Source organism: Halalkalibacter alkalisediminis (assembly GCF_028610705.1).
Taxonomy (GTDB): Bacteria; Bacillota; Bacilli; order Bacillales; family Bacillaceae_D; genus Halalkalibacter; species Halalkalibacter alkalisediminis.
The window spans coordinates 1-17032 of the sequence record NZ_JAQQWT010000014.1 but is presented as its reverse complement, the minus strand read 5'-3'; the positions used below and the strand labels follow the sequence as shown (position 1 = coordinate 17032).

Annotated in this window: 17 protein-coding genes; 12 read left to right on the top strand and 5 right to left on the bottom strand. The window is 36.4% G+C overall.

Going from position 1 to position 17032, the window contains the following annotated elements; translation table 11 throughout:
- Nucleotides 1-32: 32 nt before the first annotated feature.
- From PQ474_RS16715 to PQ474_RS16700, 4 genes are all read left to right on the top strand, one after another.
- Nucleotides 33-824 (top strand): HAD family hydrolase, encoded by a 792-nt coding sequence (locus tag PQ474_RS16715; protein WP_273845600.1) that lies wholly within the window; start codon nucleotides 33-35, stop codon nucleotides 822-824.
- A 243-nt stretch (nucleotides 825-1067) separates the two neighbouring features.
- The gene (locus PQ474_RS16710) at nucleotides 1068-1514 is read left to right on the top strand and encodes a MarR family winged helix-turn-helix transcriptional regulator (protein ID WP_273845796.1); all 447 of its coding nucleotides are present in this window, start codon (nucleotides 1068-1070) and stop codon (nucleotides 1512-1514) included.
- Nucleotides 1515-1516: 2 nt separating this feature from the next.
- Nucleotides 1517-2497 (top strand): ring-cleaving dioxygenase, encoded by a 981-nt coding sequence (locus PQ474_RS16705; RefSeq protein ID WP_273845598.1) that lies wholly within the window; start codon nucleotides 1517-1519, stop codon nucleotides 2495-2497.
- Nucleotides 2498-2503: 6 nt separating this feature from the next.
- The gene (locus PQ474_RS16700; protein WP_273845595.1) at nucleotides 2504-3112 is read left to right on the top strand and encodes an alpha/beta hydrolase; all 609 of its coding nucleotides are present in this window, start codon (nucleotides 2504-2506) and stop codon (nucleotides 3110-3112) included.
- 158 nt (nucleotides 3113-3270) lie between these two features.
- On the opposite strand, the gene PQ474_RS16695 is transcribed toward PQ474_RS16700, so the two are convergent.
- The gene (locus tag PQ474_RS16695) at nucleotides 3271-3531 is read right to left on the bottom strand and encodes a hypothetical protein (RefSeq protein ID WP_273845593.1); all 261 of its coding nucleotides are present in this window, start codon (nucleotides 3529-3531) and stop codon (nucleotides 3271-3273) included.
- Nucleotides 3532-3680: 149 nt separating this feature from the next.
- Between PQ474_RS16695 and helD the strand changes: the two genes are divergently transcribed.
- From helD to PQ474_RS16680, 3 genes are all read left to right on the top strand, one after another.
- Nucleotides 3681-5996, top strand: coding sequence for an RNA polymerase recycling motor HelD (gene helD, locus PQ474_RS16690; RefSeq protein ID WP_273845590.1), 2316 nt, complete (start codon nucleotides 3681-3683; stop codon nucleotides 5994-5996).
- A 232-nt stretch (nucleotides 5997-6228) separates the two neighbouring features.
- The gene (locus PQ474_RS16685) at nucleotides 6229-6855 is read left to right on the top strand and encodes a CAP domain-containing protein (protein ID WP_273845588.1); all 627 of its coding nucleotides are present in this window, start codon (nucleotides 6229-6231) and stop codon (nucleotides 6853-6855) included.
- A gap of 104 nt (nucleotides 6856-6959) precedes the next feature.
- Nucleotides 6960-7655: an MgtC/SapB family protein gene (locus PQ474_RS16680; RefSeq protein WP_273845586.1), complete on the top strand. Its 696-nt coding sequence runs from the start codon at nucleotides 6960-6962 to the stop codon at nucleotides 7653-7655.
- Nucleotides 7656-8180: 525 nt separating this feature from the next.
- Here the strand turns inward: PQ474_RS16680 and PQ474_RS16675 are convergent.
- Nucleotides 8181-8435 (bottom strand): hypothetical protein, encoded by a 255-nt coding sequence (locus PQ474_RS16675; RefSeq protein WP_273845584.1) that lies wholly within the window; start codon nucleotides 8433-8435, stop codon nucleotides 8181-8183.
- A 171-nt stretch (nucleotides 8436-8606) separates the two neighbouring features.
- Between PQ474_RS16675 and PQ474_RS16670 the strand changes: the two genes are divergently transcribed.
- The gene (locus tag PQ474_RS16670; protein ID WP_273845581.1) at nucleotides 8607-9311 is read left to right on the top strand and encodes a class I SAM-dependent methyltransferase; all 705 of its coding nucleotides are present in this window, start codon (nucleotides 8607-8609) and stop codon (nucleotides 9309-9311) included.
- Between the two features lie 71 nt (nucleotides 9312-9382).
- Here the strand turns inward: PQ474_RS16670 and PQ474_RS16665 are convergent, their stop codons facing one another.
- Nucleotides 9383-10807 carry an LVIVD repeat-containing protein gene (locus PQ474_RS16665; protein ID WP_273845579.1) on the bottom strand — a complete coding sequence of 475 codons (1425 nt, stop codon included), beginning with the start codon at nucleotides 10805-10807 and terminating at the stop codon, nucleotides 9383-9385.
- Nucleotides 10808-11615: 808 nt separating this feature from the next.
- On the opposite strand from PQ474_RS16665, the gene PQ474_RS16660 reads away from it, so the two are divergent.
- The 4 genes from PQ474_RS16660 (at nucleotide 11616) to PQ474_RS16645 (ending at nucleotide 15061) form a co-directional block, all read left to right on the top strand.
- On the top strand, nucleotides 11616-11771 hold the full coding sequence (locus PQ474_RS16660) for a hypothetical protein (protein ID WP_273845577.1): 156 nt from the start codon (nucleotides 11616-11618) through the stop codon (nucleotides 11769-11771).
- Nucleotides 11772-12113: 342 nt separating this feature from the next.
- Nucleotides 12114-13598, top strand: a complete 1485-nt coding sequence (zwf, locus tag PQ474_RS16655) for a glucose-6-phosphate dehydrogenase (RefSeq protein WP_273845576.1) — start codon at nucleotides 12114-12116, stop codon at nucleotides 13596-13598.
- A 282-nt stretch (nucleotides 13599-13880) separates the two neighbouring features.
- On the top strand, nucleotides 13881-14747 hold the full coding sequence (locus tag PQ474_RS16650; protein ID WP_273845574.1) for a 5'-3' exonuclease: 867 nt from the start codon (nucleotides 13881-13883) through the stop codon (nucleotides 14745-14747).
- A 113-nt stretch (nucleotides 14748-14860) separates the two neighbouring features.
- Nucleotides 14861-15061 (top strand): alpha/beta-type small acid-soluble spore protein, encoded by a 201-nt coding sequence (locus PQ474_RS16645; RefSeq protein WP_273845570.1) that lies wholly within the window; start codon nucleotides 14861-14863, stop codon nucleotides 15059-15061.
- A gap of 61 nt (nucleotides 15062-15122) precedes the next feature.
- Here PQ474_RS16645 and PQ474_RS16640 read toward each other — a convergent pair whose 3' ends face one another.
- Together PQ474_RS16640 and PQ474_RS16635 are read right to left on the bottom strand one after the other, a co-directional pair.
- Nucleotides 15123-16358 carry an MFS transporter gene (locus PQ474_RS16640; RefSeq protein WP_273845568.1) on the bottom strand — a complete coding sequence of 412 codons (1236 nt, stop codon included), beginning with the start codon at nucleotides 16356-16358 and terminating at the stop codon, nucleotides 15123-15125.
- 132 nt (nucleotides 16359-16490) lie between these two features.
- Nucleotides 16491-16901, bottom strand: a complete 411-nt coding sequence (locus tag PQ474_RS16635) for a DUF4395 domain-containing protein (RefSeq protein ID WP_273845565.1) — start codon at nucleotides 16899-16901, stop codon at nucleotides 16491-16493.
- Between the last annotated feature and the right edge of the window lie 131 nt (nucleotides 16902-17032).

Genomic DNA, 17032 nt, shown 5'->3' with positions numbered 1-17032 from the left:
GTGAATAAATTGTTATAGGGGAGAGTTCGTTCATGATTAAAGCTATCTTTTTTGACCTCGATGATACACTGCTTTGGGACCAGAAGAGTGTAGAAAGAGCTTTTGCAGCCACTTGCGAAGTAGCTGCGAAAAAATATGATTTGGATCCAACTGATTTAGAAGAAGCTGTTCGTAAGGAAGCAAGAAAACTTTATTCAACGTATGAAACATATTCATTTACACAAATGATTGGCATTAATCCTTTTGAAGGTTTATGGGGAAATTTCTTAGATGACGACGACAATTTCCGCAAAATGAAAGAAATGGTTCCAACTTACCGAAAAGAAGCATGGACGCGTGGACTAGCGGCCCTAGGGATTAATGACACTGATTTCGGTGAAGAACTAGCGGAGCGTTTCCCAGCAGAACGTAGAAAACATCCATTTGTATATGAAGAATCCTTCCGGGTTCTAGATGAACTAAAAGGAAAGTATCAACTGTTACTTTTAACAAACGGGTCACCTGATTTACAAAATACTAAATTAGAAATCACTCCTGAGCTAGTGCCATACTTTGACCATATTGTAATCTCAGGTGCATTCGGTAGAGGTAAGCCGGATCCAACTATTTTTGAACATGCTCTTGAAAAAATGTCATTAACTAAAGACGAAGCCATGATGGTGGGTGATAATTTAATGACAGACATACTTGGAGCATCTCGGATCGGCATGAAATCTGTCTGGATTAACCGCCATGACAAAGAACGTAATGAGGTTATTCCTACTTATGAGATCACTCATTTAGAGGAGTTATATCCGATTCTTGCTGAGTTAAATAGTAAGTAAAAAGAGAGAGGGCCGTTATAGCCCTCTTTTTTTGTTGAAGATCGTCAAAGAGAGCAGAAGTTGCTCTTATTTTTATATTTTAAAAGATGATCAGAGAAAATTTTTTGTTTTTCACTAGCCTTTAAGGACTGCCTTTCAACAAATAATTAGTTACTTTATAAAAGTTAGTTAAACACTTTACTTCCATTCAGTTTAGTTATAAACTGATAGTAGAAAATAAAGGAGTGGAGTGATAGACCATTGATCAATCAAGATATTGGAAATACACAGGACATTCGGTTGGGCCTCTTATTATGGTTTCGTTTAGCACGGTTTTATAACGGGAGTAATCGGGTTTCCAATCAACATCTAAAAAAGTGGGGATTGAGCATTTCTCAATTTGACTTACTTGTGCAGGTAGGTGTTCATCAACCACTCTCACAACAAGAGCTTGCCGAAAAGTTACTCGTGAGCAAGGGGAATATCACACAAATGCTAGTGAAGCTTGAGAAAGCTGGATTGATTAAAAGAAAGCAGGAATGGCGTATAAAGCAAATCTCATTAACAGCTGCTGGACAAAAGCTCTATGAAGAAGTCGTTCCTGAACAAGAACGATTTCAAGCATCGCAATTTAAAGGGCTTGATAGAAGAGAACAAAAGCAATTACTAGGACTGTTGAAAAAACTTCAAATCAATTCTAAGGAGGAATAATTGTGACGTTAAAACCTTTATTGGGTCAACATCACGTGTCGGCAATTACAGCAAACGCAAAAGAAAATTATCGTTTTTATACGAAGGTCCTTGGACTTCGTCTAGTGAAAAAATCGATTAATCAAGATGATACATCGGTTTATCATTTGTTTTATGCAGATGAAAGAGGGAATCCGGGTACGGATTTAACCTTTTTTGAGATTCCTAACGCCGGCCAAACGTATCCTGGTACAAATAGTATTTCCTTAACATCTTTACGTGTTGCAAACGATGAGTCATTGCTTTATTGGAAAAATCGTTTAGACGAACATCAAGTCGAGCATGAAGAAATCAAAACGAAATATGGACGAAAAACATTAGCCTTCCGGGATTTTGAAGGGCAAAGACTGGAATTTATTTCGGATGAAACGAATCAAGGAGTAGCTGGGGGGAAGCCATGGGATAAAAGCCCAGTACCAGTGGAGCATGGAATAATTGGATTAGGCCCTGTGAAGTTAACTGTGGCACGTCCAGAAATAACAGCTAAAGTTTTGACCGAGATTATGGGATACCGTGAAAAAGAATCCATTCAATCTGATAGTGAAGGCGAAAGCCCACTTCGAGTATTTGAAACAGGTGAAGGAGGGACTGGCACAGAAATCTATCTCGAAGAAAAAACAGATGTAAAAAGAGAACGTCCTGGACGCGGAAGTGTGCATCATGTGGCCTTTCGTGTTGAAACGGAAGAAGAACTTAGAAAATGGGTGGATCACTTAAAAAGTGCTCGCATAGCTAATTCTGGATTCGTTGAAAGGTATTATTTCCGTTCACTTTATTTCAGGGAGCCAAATGGAATATTATTTGAGCTCGCAACAGACGGACCTGGGTTTGAAGGAGATGAACCGTACGAGAGTTTAGGTGAGAACCTTGCATTACCACCTTATTTTGAAAACCAAAGAGCGGAAATAGAAGCAAAATTAAAACCACTAAATACAAAGGAGTGAATGGGAATGAAGCACTTATTTATTGAAGGGAAGAATAAAGATCTACCAACATTGCTTTTACTACATGGTACAGGTGGGAACGAACAAGACCTTTTACCTTTAGCGGAAATGATTGCACCTGAAGCATCTATTTTAAGTGTTAGAGGAAATGTGTTAGAAAACGGAATGCCACGTTTTTTCCGTCGTTTGGCGGAGGGAATATTTGATGAGGAGGATCTTGTTTTTAGAACAAAAGAGTTAAATGATTTTGTGAGTGAGTGTGCAAAAAAATATCAATTTAACCGTAGTCACGTTGTGGCAATCGGTTACTCAAATGGTGCGAACATAGCAGCTAGTATGATGTATCATCACGAGAATGCATTAAATGGAGCCATCTTATTCCATGCCATGGTTCCGCGTCGTGGGGTTATCCTTCCAGATCTTACAAACATACCAGTTTTCATTGGAGCTGGTAAACAAGATCCAATTATTCCTTTAAAGGAAACACAAGAATTAATTAATCATTTGCAAGGTGCTCATGCATCTGTCACGGAATATTGGGTAAATGGCGGTCATCAACTCGTGAGAGAAGAAGTCGATCAAGCGAAAGAATGGTTTGAACAATATCGTAAATAAAGCATATTAAAACATATAAGAGACCTATTCTGCACATGATAGAATGGGTCTCTTCCTGTTTTTGTTCCTTCGTCTTCATGTTAAGGATGTTCACATTTTTAAGTGAAAATGAATAAGTACAACATGTTCGTCAATTTAATGCGAAGAAGGGCCTTCAACTACACACCTCTTATCATAATGTCTTGAACTTCATGGAGTTTTTTTTGTGCTTCCTGTAATCTCGTATGATGACTACCTTCCTGATTTTTTTCTAATAGTAATGTAATTTCAATATCAAGTTCATTTAACTCATTCTGAAGGTAGGGAAATTCTGTAGGATCATTCTCTCGTATCATTTTGACTTCCATCAATTCAGTAAGCGCTTGGTCAATGGTTGACTGTAAACGGTTTAGACAGTCATTTACATAATCTGCATTCATAAGTGGACTCCTTTTTCTCTTATCGTGTGCGAGAAGAAAGCTTTTATTCATAGAAAAAAGGTAATAGAAGAAGGAACTATGCATATCCTTATGGAAAACTGTATATACCACAAGGGGATAGAGACGTTTCATAGATAAGGAGTGACCATATGGAAAAACAAACTGACTGGCATCGAGAACAAAAACGAGTGAACCAAGTTGTTGTTCAAATACAAGAAAGAGAAAAACAATTAAGGCAAAAGCTCGGTACGATTAAAGAGGACGTTATTGATATACGTAAGAAGTTTTGGGACGATGTAACGGTTAATTTTGATAATGCAGAGGAAGCTGCTGAAACATTTGCAAGTATCAAACAGCAGGCTGAATTAATGTCAGAAAGAGAAAGAAGTCATCGACATGATCTAAACCAATTAAAAAATTTACATAAATTAAAATACTCCCCTTATTTCGGGAGAATCGATTTTTTAGAAGAGGGAGAAGAAGATTCTGAGGCTATTTATATTGGAATTGCGTCTTTTGTAGATAAAGAAGGGATTAACTTTTATGTCTATGATTGGCGTGCTCCAATATCAAGTTTATATTATGACTATGGGCCAGGACCGGGGAGTTATGAAACACCGTCTGGAACGATTTCAGGTGAAGTCGAGATCAAAAAACAATTTATTATAAAAGATAGTCAAATAAAACATATGTTTAATACGGGAATTACAATAGGTGATGAACTTTTGCAACAGGTATTAGGGAATGAATCGGACTCGCAAATGAAGAACATTGTCGCAACGATTCAAAAAGAACAAAATCAAATTATCCGAAATGAGCGAGGGCGTCTCCTAGTGGTGCAAGGAGTGGCGGGTAGTGGAAAAACGTCAGCTGCCTTACAAAGAGTAGCCTATCTACTGTACCGATATCGGGACACTTTGTTAGCAGATGAAATTGTTTTATTCTCACCTAATCCATTATTTAATAGTTATATTTCTACTGTCCTACCTGAATTAGGAGAGGAGAATATGCAACAGACAACCTTTCAAGCATACTTAGAACATCGTCTTGGCGAAAATTGGCAGCTTGAAGATCCATTTAGTCAGATGGAATTTGTATTAATTGAGAAACAGGATCCATCTTATTTAGCACGTTTGGAAGCAATCAAAATAAAGTCCTCACTAGATTATATTCATTTTATTGATTCAGTCATTCAATCATTACAAGCAGAAGGATTGATTTTTACGGACATTGTTTTCCGAGGCAACATTTTATTCTCTAATGAAACTATTTACCAATATTTCTATGAGTTGGATCAGACTATCTCAATTCCAAACCGAATGAATATGGTAGCAGACCGCTTGTTAAAAGAAGTTAGATCATATGAATTGGAAGAGCGGGATAAAGAGTGGGTTGATCAAGAGGTCGATCTATTGGAAGATGAAGTCTTATTGAAAATACATCAAAAGGTTGAGAAGGAGAAAAAGAAAGAATCAGATGATTTTTATGAATACGAACGTGAACAAGAGTTATTGCGGGGGCTGGTTGTAAAGCGGAGATTAAAAAAAGTCAGACACATCATTAATCAGCTTCAATTTCTGGATACAACATCGATTTACTTAAACCTGTTTCAAGAAAAGGAAAATAGTTTGTTTTCTTCAGAAAAATGGTCTGAAATTTGTTCGCTCACCATTCACCAAATCAATCAATCAATTTTCCCTTATGAGGATGCAACACCTTATTTATACTTAAAAGGTAAACTAGAAGGTTTTCATGTCAATACAACGATTAAACACGTTTTTATTGATGAAGCTCAAGATTATTCACCGTTTCAATTTGCTTTTATTAAGAATATGTTTCCGCGTGCGAAGATGACGGTTCTTGGTGATTTTAATCAGTCTATATACCCTCACTCTAATAATAGTAGTTTTCCTGCGTTAGAATCTTTGTATCAGCGAGAAGATATTGAGAAATATGCGTTAACACAAAGTTACAGATCTACTCGTCAAATCATTGACTTTGCAAGACATATTCTTGGGACAGAGATAGACCCCTTTAACCGAAATGGAGAAAAACCCGTTCTTACAAAAGCAGCTAATTGGAAGGAGCTTAATACTCAATTGATAGCACGTTTAATGGAGTTGTGTACGAAATTTCGTACAGTTGCAGTCATTTGTAAAACTGCCAAAGAAAGCAAACGTGTTTATACGGAGCTGAAAGATGAGCTTGATGTGCGTTTAATGAAAAAAGATTCAACTGGTTATGAATCAGGAATCTTAATTATTCCTTCTTACCTCGCAAAAGGGGTAGAATTTGATGCGGTAGTTTTATATAACGTTTCAGATTTGGAATATCTACATGACAGTGAACGGAAATTGCTTTATACCATTTGTACGAGAGCTATGCATTCACTTGATTTGATGTACGTTAATCGACTCAGTCCTTTGTTATCGGAGGTTCCCCCTGTGACGTATCTCAAAAGTTGATACATTCTGAAAAAATGGACGTTGAGAGGAAGTAAGAAATTAATAATTATATATTTTGATCAATAACGATTATTCGAAAGACGCGATTGTGTAAGTTCTTATCTAATTGACTTTGTATTCTTTCAGAACGCTAACAAATTTCAATATTTCTTAAAAATTTTATTTTCCGTGTATCGTTTTGGACAGGTAAGAGAAAATAAGCTTGTACAAAACATTACGTGGAGGTAACAAAATGAAACGATTTATGATGGCAGTTGTTCTTATGATGTCCATTCTTTCTTTACAGCCAACGGCAGATGCGGCTATTAAGATGTTTAATGAACCACCTTTTTCTCATTATAAAGTATCAAAAGGTGATACATTTTGGTTCATTGCTAAGCGTTATGGGCTTGATTATCAGCAGTTGATGCGCTTAAATCCTGATGTCGTGCCCACTAATATGCAAATTGGTGAGGTTATTCGATTAAAAGCAGAAGCTTCCCATCACAGTGCATTTGAAGATCAAGTAGTGGCACTTGTTAACCAAGAAAGACGTCAACGTGGTTTAAATCCATTGCAACATCGAGCAGATGTTAAAAATGTTGCACACAAAAAAGCTGAGGATTTAATTAACTCTAATTATTTCTCTCACAACAGTCCAAATTATGGATCACCATTTGACATGCTACGTACATTCGGTATTAGTTATCGTTCAGCAGGTGAAAACATTGCCAAAGGACAAACAACTCCTGAACAGGTTATGAGGGATTGGATGAATTCACCAGGACACAGACAAAATATTCTAAAGCCTGAGTATGATACGATCGGTGTCGGTTTTTACCATGGTGCATGGGTTCAAATGTTCATTCAGGCTAGATAAGGAGAAAGGTCCTGCTCACAGTGAGTGGGATTTTTTTCTTTACGAAGATAAAGGAAATGGGCTGTTAAATAGAGAATTAAACTAGAAAAGGTTGGGGGAATCAAATGTTTGTAGAAATTGAACCAAATAGTTTTTTGTTTAAATTAGCCATTGCAACATTTCTCTGTATTATCATCGGTTTAGAAAGAGAACTCAAGAGAAAGCCATTAGGATTAAAAACATGCCTAGTCATTGGAATCATGAGTTGCTTGCTTACACATGTTTCCATTTTAGGAGCAGAACAGTATGCTGCCGCTTATAGCAAACCAATGGACCCATTGAGACTTGCGGCTCAGATCGTATCAGGTATAGGTTTCTTAGGTGCTGGTGTCATTTTAAGACGAAATAATGATATGATTTCTGGCTTAACAACGGCAGCTATGATTTGGGGGGCTGGTGGGATTGGGATTGCTTGTGGCGCCGGTTTTTGGTTAGAGGCAATTGTAGCTACTGTATTGTTATTAATAAGTGTCGAATTTTTACCATTTTTATTTAAGTTTATTGGTCCAAAAGCACTTCGCCAAAAAGAGCTGAAAGCGAGAATTATTGTTCATTCAGAGGATCAATTAACGGAGATTCTAAAGGATATGAAGCGTCAAGACATGAAAGCTAGAAAAGTCAGGGTGAAGGATCTAAAAGATTCGACTGCAAAACAAATGGACCTACTACTCTTAGTAAATGACAAAATTTATACGACGGATGTTTACTATACTCTTAAGCAAATGAAATATGTAGAAGGCGTTGATATTGAGTCAATGTAAGAGGATGCATCAGTTTAGATGTATCCTTTTTAAAATTTTCTCTAATAAATAGTTAGATATCAAGTTACATAAAAAATACCCGAATAATACTAATCACAAAAGCAATAATGCTAATACCAGTCCCTGCTGACCACTTAATTAACTGTAATTATTGTTTACTTCATTTAGTTTCGACTTCTTTTTCTAAAGCAAATTCTTTTTCAGAAAGAATTTGGTCAACAATTGATTGGACATCTATATGTTGTAGTTGTTGTTCATTCGCTACTTTTAGCGTTTCAAGTTTGGCTTCTAGTTCAATCTTGCGAATTCGACATTAGAATCTCTCCTCATATAGCTATTAACCGTATAGTCTTTGGATAATGCTTATTAAAGATACTACTAGTATTTGGTCAGCTCATTTACGTAATAATTAGATTGAAACCGAAATTTCTTCTTGTATCGTTACAAAACTTTATCTATGAAGCTTGTCGAGCCGTTTAACTCGACAAGCTCTTTTATTCGTGTGAATAGGCAGATGGATTTATCTTAAATCCACCATAAAGCAGCTCCTAAAGCAAAACCACCGATTGCGGCTAATGCGATTGGAAAGCCCCAGCCCCAGGGTCTGTAACCGTAACCCCATCCATAACCGAAACCACCAAACTGCCTTCCACCAGTCGGTTGAAGGTAAACATGAGTATCCGTTACATGCGTAATGGTACCTGAATACGTTTTGCGGTCAAGACAAGTAATCGTTACAACTTTTCCACGGTAGCGGCAACAAAGATCATAATAAGACAAAGCATTCTCTCCCTTCTTAAATAACTAGACGTTCATATTCATTGTATTGTCCTAATGGGAAATAGGTTTGTGAGTCTACCTAGTTCTTTGTAAATTCAGCAATAGTCACGAAGGAACCAGCAAAAAGATTAAACATAGAATATCGTAAAAGATGTAAATGGGAGTGAAGGAATGGATAACCTTAGCTATATTGATTTTTTGGCAGAGTTTTCGATCCAGAGTGCACATCCAGGAGGAAAAGCAGCGACGGAAGCTATTTTCAAGAAGGAGGAGATAAGTCAAAAAACGAAGATCTTAGACGTAGGTTGCGGTACTGGAGAAACAGCTTCTTTTTTAGCTCATTCATTTCATTGTGAAGTGGTGGCAATTGATCCACACCCTACTATGTTAAAAAAAGCGAGAGAAAGGTTCAGAAACGATTCAGTATGTATCCAGTTAGTTGAGGGGTCAGTCGAACATCTACCTTTTGAAAGCGAAACATTTGATCATATTATAATCGAATCTGTACTAACATTTGTAAACGTTGAAAAGTCATTGAAAGAGTGTAAAAGGGTCTTAAAAGAAGGTGGAACATTGATCTTAAATGAAATGACTTTATTAGAGCCATTATCTGACGAGGATATTGAACGCTTAAAAGTCTTTTATCAGTTCAGTGAATGTAATGAAGAACATGTTTGGAAAGAACATCTTTTTAAAGCCGGGTTTAAACAAATAGAAAAACTACCCATTTATGTGCAAGATTTAATTGAAGTAAACGAGTTAGAGCTTAGTGTTGATATGAACCCACAATTATTTGATATACTCGATGAACATGAGCGTTTATTAGATAAGTTTAAAGGTAAAATGGGGAATAGTATTTTTCACTGTAAAAAGTAGAAGAGGTAATAACTCTTTGATCTTAATGATGAAGAAAAGCACCGTCTTTAAAGTTACGGTGCTTCTAATTGTTACTTTTTAATTTGAGTATTACCATTACTATTACCACTATCTCCGCCTCTTGTTAGAACTTTTAAACCTTGTCCCATATCAGAAGCTAAAACATAATTTCGATCAACGAATACGCCCCAGACATCAGAGTTCTCAGGAGTATACTGTCCAATTTGCTCTGGACTACTTGGATCTGTGATATCAACCATCACAACACCTCCAGAGTAGTACGAAAGGTAAAGGGTATTACCGAGCACTTTAGGATCATGAACGGTTTTAGCGAAAGTACTAGTGAAAGGCTCTTGGTAAGTGAGATCTGTTTTAAATTCACTTAATAATACTGGATTTGTTTTATCTTTAATATCGAAAATACGAGTATAACCATATGCCGTTTCGTAACCAGCTCCACTTGGATTAGAAACTTCACGAGTTTCAATAAGGACATTCCCGCCTTTAGCAAGCGCTGCGGAGTGGGCTGCACCTTTTTGATTATCTGCATATTCAGTTCTACCTAGGTATACTGGATTTTCAGTGTCTTTAATATCAAAAATAACGGTTCCTAAATCCCACATGGATACATAAGCGTACTGAGCGTTGTTGTCCGTAATAACGCTATGGTTAAAGACCGGTCTTGTTTTGCCGTCTGGAGCAAACCAATGATAGCCATTGAAGCTCTCAGGAATTTCTTTTAGCTCTCTAGGATCCCATGCCCATAGTTTTTCAGGGGCTGCAGGGTTGGATACATCAATAATTTGGAAATCTTTTTCTTGTCCTCCAGTGTAATAATCTGCATAAGGACTGGACATTAAAACGATTGCTCGATTTCCTTGTGTTGTTAAATAAAGTTCATGTGTACCAGTAATACGACGATCTAACTCAAAGAACCCTAATTTTTCTGGATTAGAAGGATCGGTAACATTATATAGAAGAACACCACCTTTGCTATTTGGACGGTTAGCATTGTTTCTACTAGTTTGCTGAACGCTTACTGCAGCCAGATCTCCTTTGAAATGAGGAGTATTTACAGTTTTCACAATAACTTTTTCTTGCCATGTGTTTGGAATCTCATCAGCAAAGGTGGCTACCTCTACTGGATTAGAAGGATCCTTTAAATCGAACACACGAATCCCACCATTAGCACCGCTAGCAGTGTGAGTTCCTAAATAGGCATAACCTTTATGAGCGTAAACATCAGCTGTGTTGTTTTGTACTCCATCTGCACGTGTACTAATTTGAACAGCAGCAGCTTCTCTCAGATTGGAAATGTTTTTTGAAGCAGATAACGAACTTTTTAAAACTTCTAATTCATCATTTGTAAAGACAGCCCGTTCTCCTTTATTAATATCAGATCCCATTGCATCATGAGCAAAGGTAGTTGGCGCAATCCCGCTAAAAGTCATTGTACCGATTAAAGCTGTTGTAATAAGTAAATTCTTCTTTTTCAAATGTACCCCTCCAATATTTGGTTTTGTTTACAAGAGAAGTATAATGGAACAATAGAGTAGTTGGCTACACCTTCGCTATGTTAATATAATTAATCCTTTTGAACTTCTCTGTATTTATACCTATATATAGTATTTCGGTTTTCGAAATGTATAGGATTTTTAGAGGGTCTTATGATGTTAATCTTATTAAAAATTGGGACTTATCACACTATTGTAAAATTAATTCACTGGATAAATTTGCACATTTTAAACAGTCTATAAGAACTGATCACAACTAAAGTTGAATTTTTCTGAATGTAATTAGGCTTTATTATAGCGTTATCATTTGATGTCACATCCTATTGATTATAGATTCAAAAAAGGGACTAAAGATCTAATTGTATGAGTTTGAAATCATCTGGAATCTATATGAATTAAGTATTTATGTCTAAATTTCTCGAACCTTTGATCTTTTCGTATGGTTTTAGCTAGGAGTAAATATTTAGGTGTTTTGATAAAGCGACTTTCGTCTAGTTGTAGGCTAGTCATATAGGGTGATACTTAAAATGGGCCAAGTGTTAAAGTGACTCTAACTTTATATTAGTTATCATTTCGTAATATAAAAATACATCATGTTTTATTTGTAACGTTATAATAGATACTAATTTCTTATTTGAAAATTCATTTGATATTTTTAGGGAAAGAAATAAAATTTCTTATGCTACAATAGATATGCGTTTTTTGATTGATAGTGAAGTGGAGGATACAAGGTTGAAAGAGGTTTGATGTAGAAATAACGGCTTCTCCAATTGAAGTGAATAGTCAAACAGTGGCGTTAATTAATATAAATGATATTCAAGAGAGAAAAAAAGCAGAAAAGTTGCTCATTCAATCGGAAAAGTTATCAATGCTAGGTGAAATGGCTGCAGGAATTGTCCATGAAATTCGTAATTCGTTAACCTCTCTTAAGGTATTTCTTAATTAATTCGAACAGAGCATACAGGAAATTCAAAATATATTAACTTTATGGAAAGTGAAATAGAGCGAATTCAAACGATTGCTAATGATTTGTTGAAATATTCCAACCCTCAAAATGATACGTACAAAGATGAAAACATTATAATTACATTGCCTTCTACTTAATTTTCATTGTAGTAATAAAGATGTAAGCACTTTTATTTATGTGAACTTAAAGATTCGCAAAATAATAGGTTGAAACGAATGATTAATAACAGTAAAGTAGTATAAGGTTGAAATTTGACTTCATATGTCGTTTTGAGTTACTTTTTTATAAAGGAACTAAGCAAAAAAGAGAGGCCGGAATTAAATGAAAACTACATACTATCCTAAAACAACTTTAGTTATTTTTGGTGTAACAGGGGATTTAGCCAAAAGAAAATTATTTCCATCCATCTTTAAGTTATTTAAAGCTGGCAAACTTTCTGACCAATTCGCTGTTGTAGGTGTTGCTAGAAGAGAGTGGACGAATGAAGTCCTAAGGGAGACCGTTTGTAACTCTTTACCTGAGGGTGAAAATGAGGAATTAATATCAAAATTCTGTTCTCACTTTCATTACTTACCTTTTGATGTGACAAATAAAGAGTCTTACCGAGATCTAGATGCGGTGCTCCAACAGCTAGAGCGTGACTATGATATTCCAGGAAATCGAATTTTTTATATGGCAATGTCTCCAGAGTATTTTGGAACGATAGCCCAAAATTTAAAGCAAGAAAAAGTAACAGAGACGGATGGTTGGACAAGATTAATCATTGAAAAACCATTCGGACGAGATCTTCCGTCAGCTGAAAAATTAAATAATGAGATTCGTCAAGCTTTTTCTGAAGATGAGATTTATCGAATTGACCATTATTTAGGAAAAGACATGGTTCAAAATATAGAAGTGATTCGGTTTGCGAATGCGATTTTTGAGCCACTTTGGAATAACCAATACATCTCTAACATTCAGATTACGTCAAGTGAAACTCTCGGAGTAGAAGATCGCGGTGGCTATTATGAAACATCTGGAGCACTCCGTGATATGGTGCAAAATCATATGTTGCAAATGGTTTCTTTGCTTGCGATGGAGCCTCCAATTAGACTTACTACGGATGAGATCAGAAGTGAAAAAATTAAAGTGCTACGTGCGTTAAGAGATTTTACACCTGAACAAACGCCTGAGTATTTTGTTAGAGGTCAATACGGACCTGGTGTTATTCAAAAAAATGAAGTTAAAGGCTACCGTAATGAAAAAAATGTAGATCCGGAGTCGATAACGGAAACGTATGTTGCAGGGAAATTACTCATAGATAATCATCGCTGGGCTGGTGTTCCTTTTTATATAAGAACGGGAAAACGTCTTAGTGAAAAATCAACTAAAATTGTGATTCAATTTAAAGATAGACCAATGAATCTGTACTATAGCGAAAATGCTGAAATGCATTCGAATTTACTAATTATCTCGATTCAACCAGATGAAGGGATTACGCTTCATTTGAATGGAAAGAAGATCGGTACTTCTGGTGAAACGACACCTGTGCAATTGGATTATTGCCATGATTGTGTTGATACTTCTAACACGCCTGAAGCCTATGAACGATTGATCTATGACTGCATTCAAGGTGATGCTACGAACTTTGCACATTGGGATGAAGTTGATTTGTCTTGGACTTTCATTGATTCCATTTCAAAAGCTTGGGAAAGTAAAGAATTAGCTATTGCAACTTATGAAGCTGGCTCAATGGGTCCAAAAGAGGCCGACGATTTACTAGCTAAAGATGGTTTTCGTTGGTGGCCTATTTCGTCTAGAGTATAAAAAAGAACTACCAGTGCGTATCAAGAAAGCAAATCGGAGTTTTAAATGTAGCGTTATGGGCAGTAGTTTAACTCTGAACTTTAGGTGATTCGTAGAATTCTTTATTTTGGGAAAATTCTTTCTAATTCACAAGGGTTCGCCGAGTTGAATTTCTACGCATTACAATTAAGTGCGTCTAGTCTATTTGCTACAAGCACTAATTGGTTAGCTAAATAAAAATAGGGTTGAAAAGGCATGTGTGGTTCACATGCTTTTTCTCTTTTAAGTGGAGAGGTATTTTAAATGGAAAAAAATAAAGTAATGTTAGTAGATGGAATGGCTTTGCTGTTTCGGGCTTTTTTCGCAACGGCGATGAGTGGATATTATATGGTTAATAGTAATGGTATACCAACTAATGCGATTCATGGTTTTGTCAAGCACTTATTTACGGCCATCAATACACACAAACCGACACATGTCATTTGTTGTTGGGATATGGGGAGCACCACCTACCGTACAGAAATCTATCCAGAGTATAAAGCAAACAGAGGAGAACCGCCTGTAGAATTAATTCCACAATTTGATTTAGTAAAAGAAGTGGTTAAGGAACTAAATATCCCAAATGTTGGGTTGGCTGGTTTTGAAGCAGATGACTGTATCGGAACATTAGCAACGGAGTTAAGCCAACAATCCGAAGTAATGATTTTAACGGGAGATCAGGATATACTGCAATTATTAGCAGAGAATGTGACCGTCATTCTTCTGAAAAAAGGGTATGGTAACTATGCTGTTTATAATGAAGAGGCATTTTTCATAGAGAAAGGTATTCGTCCTACCCAAATGATTGATTTAAAAGCATTGATGGGGGACAGCAGTGATAATTATCCAGGTGTTAAAGGGATTGGAGAAAAAACAGCATTACGCTTACTTCAAACACACGAAACCATTGAGGGTATTTTAGAAAATTTACCGAACTTAACGAAGTCTCAAAGACAGAAGATTGAAATGGACTTAGATATGTTGCATTTATGTAGAGAACTTGCAGCAATTAATTGTCAAGTCGATGTTTGTTGTTCAATTGAGGAAGCAATCTTGAACATTGATCGTATGAAAATGGCGAACAAGTTCCAAGAGTTAGAGTTAAAGAATTTAGACAATGTCCTTGATTAAGCAATGGTTTTAACCGCTTAGAAAAAATGAAATAAATTCCTCGTGATTTTCGGTATATGATCTTTTGAAACTCACATAATAGTAGTGAAAATCGAATCAGCGGGGTGAGAAGAATGGCAAACAGCAATAACAAACTTCTAGTACCAGGAGTTGAGCAAGCACTTGATCAAATGAAGTACGAGATTGCACAAGAGTTTGGTGTTCAACTAGGTGCCGATACAACAGCACGTTCTAACGGTTCTGTTGGTGGCGAAATCACTAAGCGTCTCGTTCAACAAGCTGAACAGCAGTTTGGTGGATCAAACATTGGATAATAACTTTAAATAAAAGGGCAGCCTGAACTTTTTCCTTAATGGATAGGTTCAGGCTGCTTTTTTAGTTAGTGTTGTTTTCCTCGATCCATCGATCTGACGGCAAGAAGAACGTTAATATTCCGATCAAAGGTAGTGTTACCGTTATGAAAATCGTATTTGTTAATCCAATGAGATCTGCTAATATTCCTAGAGCCACAGAGCCAATTGCGCCCATTCCAAAAGCAAGACCAACAATTAGCCCTGATACCAGCCCAATTCTACCAGGAACAAGCTCCTGAGCGTATACGACCGAAACAGAAAAGCTTGATAAGATAATAAAACCAATGATGAAAACGAGCGGGTAGGCAAGAGTAGGGCCGGCATGTGGCAGGACCAATGTTAAAGGTGCTGATCCAAGCATGGATAACATAATGATATTCTTTTTGCCGTAGCGGTCAGCAAGAGGCCCTCCTGCAAATGTACCTAGTGCTCCAGCAGCTAAAAAGATAAATAAATAAATCTGTGCTTGACCAATCGTTGCATCGTACTGACTAATCACGTAAAAAGCATAAAAATTTGTCATACCTGCATGGAACCAGGAGCGGGCAAAAACTAAAAAGATAAGTAATGAAATCGCCATGACAATCTTTTTTTGATTGATTTTTGGTTGAGTTCCTTTCATTTTTTGAGTTGAACGCGTCATAGCATAAATGGTTACCTGTTCAGAATACCAGCGTGCAATGTAAACTAAAAGTCCAATTGCAAGGGCAGCGACGAATGTGAACCAAATAGAGCCGAATTGACCTAAGGGAACGAGTATTAATGCTGTGATTAATGGTGCTAGAGCCTGTCCTGCATTTCCACCTACTTGATAGATGGATTGGGCTAATCCACGGCGCCCTCCAGCAGCCATATAAGCCACTCGAGATCCTTCCGGATGAAAGGTAGCAGAACCGAGTCCGATAAAAACAACGGATATAACTACAAACCAAAATGAGGGAGCAAATGCTATGCCTAAAACACCAACAAAAGTGAAGCATAAGCCAATTGGTAAAGCATAAGGTGAAGGTTTCTTATCTGTATAAGTACCAACAATAGGTTGAATAAGTGAGGACGTAAGATTCAAAGCAAAGGCAATTAGCCCCAACTGCGTAAATGAAAGGCCCATCGATTGTTCTAATATAGGAAACATAGCAGGTACGAGTGCTTGTATTGAATCATTAAGCAAATGAACAAAGCCAATAATCAGTAAAATTCGGTAAGCGGTTTTTTGTTTTGGGAGATGATTGTCTACTTGTTTTAATGGTTGAGCTTGCAAAGGATATCCTTCTTTCTGAATACGAAATAATTGTACATAGATTATACCATGTGTCATATAGTTAAAAATGACTATTTTTAACAAAAATAATAAAAGACCAATTTTGAGGATTTCCCCCAAATTAGTCTTCTATTACTTAATACTTGTTCGCTTATGTCTCCACATTAAATAACGATAACGAATTGTACAACCTATACAAAAGCCCAGTATCGCAACTCCGGCAGCGAGAACGACCATCACACTAAAAAGATATCCTAATAATGAATAGTTAATATAGAAACAGAAAACAGAAAGTCCTAGAAAGATTGTGGCAATCCACTGATTAAACAATTGTTGATTCCTATCTTCAAGAACGTATTGATCATGACTTTTCTTCAAGAAAAGTCTTCCAATTCTCATGACGAGGTTTTTCTTTGTGATGAGTGTGATGATGCCAATAATGAATGGGAACAATAATACCCAATATGATGTATAAAGTCCAAGTAAGACAGAAAGTACGATGAAAATTTGATTGGTTTGTACAAGTGGTTTTGGTATGCCCATAGCTTTCCTCCTAACTACTACTTCAGTATAAACCATTTTTTTATCATTATATATCACTAGTGTTGCATTAATTTAATTTCACTATTTGAAAAACTCAAAATGTTCAATTTTGTTATTTTGTGCAAAGAAAA

Excerpts from the sequence above, each read along its gene's own strand:
- PQ474_RS16715 (WP_273845600.1), top strand. The coding sequence starts at position 33 with ATGATTAAAGCTATCTTTTTTGACCTCGATGATACACTGCTTTGGGAC.
- PQ474_RS16700 (WP_273845595.1), top strand. The coding sequence starts at position 2,504 with ATGAAGCACTTATTTATTGAAGGGAAGAATAAAGATCTACCAACATTG.
- PQ474_RS16695 (WP_273845593.1), bottom strand. The coding sequence starts at position 3,531 with ATGAATGCAGATTATGTAAATGACTGTCTAAACCGTTTACAGTCAACC.
- helD (WP_273845590.1), top strand. The coding sequence starts at position 3,681 with ATGGAAAAACAAACTGACTGGCATCGAGAACAAAAACGAGTGAACCAA.
- PQ474_RS16685 (WP_273845588.1), top strand. The coding sequence starts at position 6,229 with ATGAAACGATTTATGATGGCAGTTGTTCTTATGATGTCCATTCTTTCT.
- PQ474_RS16680 (WP_273845586.1), top strand. The coding sequence starts at position 6,960 with ATGTTTGTAGAAATTGAACCAAATAGTTTTTTGTTTAAATTAGCCATT.
- PQ474_RS16670 (WP_273845581.1), top strand. The coding sequence starts at position 8,607 with ATGGATAACCTTAGCTATATTGATTTTTTGGCAGAGTTTTCGATCCAG.
- zwf (WP_273845576.1), top strand. The coding sequence starts at position 12,114 with ATGAAAACTACATACTATCCTAAAACAACTTTAGTTATTTTTGGTGTA.
- PQ474_RS16650 (WP_273845574.1), top strand. The coding sequence starts at position 13,881 with ATGGAAAAAAATAAAGTAATGTTAGTAGATGGAATGGCTTTGCTGTTT.
- PQ474_RS16645 (WP_273845570.1), top strand. The coding sequence starts at position 14,861 with ATGGCAAACAGCAATAACAAACTTCTAGTACCAGGAGTTGAGCAAGCA.
- PQ474_RS16635 (WP_273845565.1), bottom strand. The coding sequence starts at position 16,901 with ATGGGCATACCAAAACCACTTGTACAAACCAATCAAATTTTCATCGTA.